Origin of the sequence: Thermanaeromonas sp., from assembly GCF_021890735.1 — a bacterium.
Classification (GTDB): Bacteria; Bacillota; DSM-521; order Neomoorellales; family Neomoorellaceae; genus Thermanaeromonas.
On the sequence record NZ_JAKKUR010000138.1, the window covers coordinates 1 to 2,686 of the forward strand.

The 2,686-nt window shown below is 53.2% G+C and carries 2 protein-coding genes and 1 pseudogene; all 3 read left to right on the forward strand.

From position 1 onward, the window contains the following. On the forward strand, positions 1 to 936 hold a 936-nt coding region (locus L5656_RS11205), incomplete at its 5' end, for a TrpB-like pyridoxal phosphate-dependent enzyme (RefSeq protein WP_297202970.1). A 145-nt stretch (positions 937 to 1,081) separates the two neighbouring features. Further along, positions 1,082 to 1,921 (forward strand): C40 family peptidase, encoded by an 840-nt coding sequence (locus L5656_RS11210; protein WP_297202972.1) that lies wholly within the window; start codon positions 1,082 to 1,084, stop codon positions 1,919 to 1,921. A gap of 281 nt (positions 1,922 to 2,202) precedes the next feature. Further along, positions 2,203 to 2,686 (forward strand): annotated as a pseudogene (locus L5656_RS11215) (hypothetical protein); the annotation flags it as partial.

Here is a 2,686-nt window from a genome sequence, read left to right on the forward strand (position 1 = left end):
TGGGGCACGGCCTTAAGCATCGCCTGCCGCTTTTTCGGCTTAGAGTGCACGGTATACATGGTTAAGGTAAGCTACCAGCAGAAACCCTACCGGCGCTCCTTCATGCAAGTCTACGGGGCCGAGGTCATACCCAGCCCTAGCGATCGCACGGAAGCCGGGCGCCGCATTTTAGCCCAAGATCCGGACTGCTTGGGCAGCCTGGGTATAGCCATCAGCGAAGCCGTAGAGGATGCAGCCACCCACAATGATACCAATTATTCACTGGGCAGCGTACTAAACCACGTGCTTCTCCACCAGACCGTTATAGGTCTAGAGGCCAAGGAACAGTTAAAACAAGAAGGGTTGTACCCCGACGTAGTCATCGGGTGCCACGGCGGGGGCAGCAACTTTGCCGGGCTGTCCTTCCCCTTCCTCATGGACGTCTTTGCCGGAAAAAAAGTGGAGGTTATAGCCGTGGAGCCTGCGGCCTGCCCCACCTTGACTAAAGGAAAGCTGGCCTACGACTATGGAGACACCGTCGGGCTTACCCCCCTGCTAGAGATGTATACCCTCGGTCACTCTTTCATTCCGCCCGGTATCCATGCCGGAGGGTTGCGGTATCACGGAGCAGCACCCCTGGTCAGCCGCCTCTACGCCGATGGGCTGATTAAGGCCCGCGCCTACCACCAAAACGAGATCTTTTCTGCGGCCGTACTTTTCGCCCAGCAGGAAGGGATCCTGCCTGCTCCCGAAAGCGCCCACGCCATTAAAGCTGCTATAGACGAAGCACTAAAATGCAGGGAAACTGGAGAAACTAAAATTATCCTCTTTGGTCTTAGCGGGCACGGTCATTTCGATCTCAGCGCCTACGAGGACTATTTCGCCGGCAGGCTCCAGGACGTGGAATACACCCAAGAAATGCTTAAGCAGGGCCTGGCCTGCTTGCCGGAAATATAAGTAAAAAAAGGGGCCTCCGGCGCGGGAAGGACGGGGCAGGAGTATATCTTTCCGCCGTACAATAAGTTTAATTACCCTAATTTTAACTATCGCTTTAGCAGCGGGATACTACCTGGGTTATGGTAAAGCGCTGGGGCCCCCGCTTTTGCCTCAAGAAAATAGAGAAGGAGAACACGTCCGCCCTACGGCTAAAGGACACTATATAAGCGTTACCGTGGCCGACGTCCGCGGCGCACCCGACGATGGAGCAGAGCTCGTCACCCAAGCCCTTCTAGGCGATGAGGTCAGGATACTCTCCGCAGGAGATGGCCAGTGGATTAAGGCCCGGGTGCCGGACGGATATATAGGGTGGCTCAAGGCCAAAGACATAGTAGAGGATACGCCCCCGGAAGGTAGCCAAGTAGCCGTTGTCATCGCCCCTTCGACCAAGCTTTATAGGGAGCCTGCGGTTACAGCACCGGTCGTTGGGGAGGCTGTGCTGGGAACCGACCTGCCCCTTTTACAAACTCAAGAGCCGGGGTGGGTAGAAGTCTGGATCCCCGGCCGCAGGACAGCCTGGCTGTTGAGGCAGGATGTAGAGATCTGGCCGCAAGGAAGGCCTGAAGGAAAGCGTAGCGGCCTTGATGTAGTTAAAACAGCAGAAAAACTGTTGGGGGCGCCTTACCTCTGGGGGGGCGTAAGTATATACGGAATCGATTGTTCAGGCCTTACCTATATTTCCTATTTCGTAAATGGCATCAAACTTCCCCGGGACGCCGACCAGCAATTCCAGGTAGGCCAGAAAGTAGAAAAGGGAGACCTTCATGCCGGGGATCTGGTCTTTTTTGACACCGAAGGCTCAAATTTTCCCACCCACGTAGGTATATACATCGATAGCGGTAAATTTATCAACGCCCGCTCTCGCCAGGGGGTAGTCATAAACCGTCTCTCTGAACCCCTCTTTTTCCGAAGCTATTTAGGTGCGAGGCGCTATTTCCGGATGTAACTCGCTCATCCAAGGATTGAGGATGTATCTAGCTCCTATGGCTTTTAGCTTCAAATTATTTAGCGCCTTCCTGCCCTTGAACCCCCTTCCCCGCAAGCCTAAGAACACGCGATGAACAAAACTTCAACCGAAAAAAGATCGTACTTGTTCCGGAAGCACCCGGTCCTAAAAGTCTTACGCGAACAAGGCTTCTGTACCGGCAAAAGTGTGATAACTCGTAAAGACTAATTATTGCACGTCATTTCCCTTAATGATAGGATAAAATTTGGGAGTGGGTTAATATGGATATGGAAATCTCTGGAATTACCCCTGAACTGTACCGGGCTATCGTACAGATCGTGGATGAGCGTATAAAAGAAATAAAGGTCACCCACGAAGACTTTACTGCTCTAAGAAAAGCCGTAGAAGATTCAGCTAACCTTACAGATAAGCGTTTTGCTGAAGTAGCCACTATCCTAGCCGAGCTGGCCGAGGTGCAAAAGGAAGAATCAAGGCGTCTAGATAAGGCCTTAGCTGAGCTGGCTGAAACTCAGCGGGAGGCCCGGGAAGAGGCCAAACGCTTAGATAAGGCCCTGGCTGAACTCGCCGAAGCCCAAAAACGTACAGAAGAAACCCTAACAGAGTGGCGGAAGGAAACGCGCGAGGAAACTGCACGCCTGGATAAAGCACTGGCAGAGCTTGCAAAATCCCACGCAGAGGCCCGGGAAGAAGCCAAACGCTTAGATAAGGCCCTGGCTGAACTCGCCGAAGCCCAAAAACGTACAG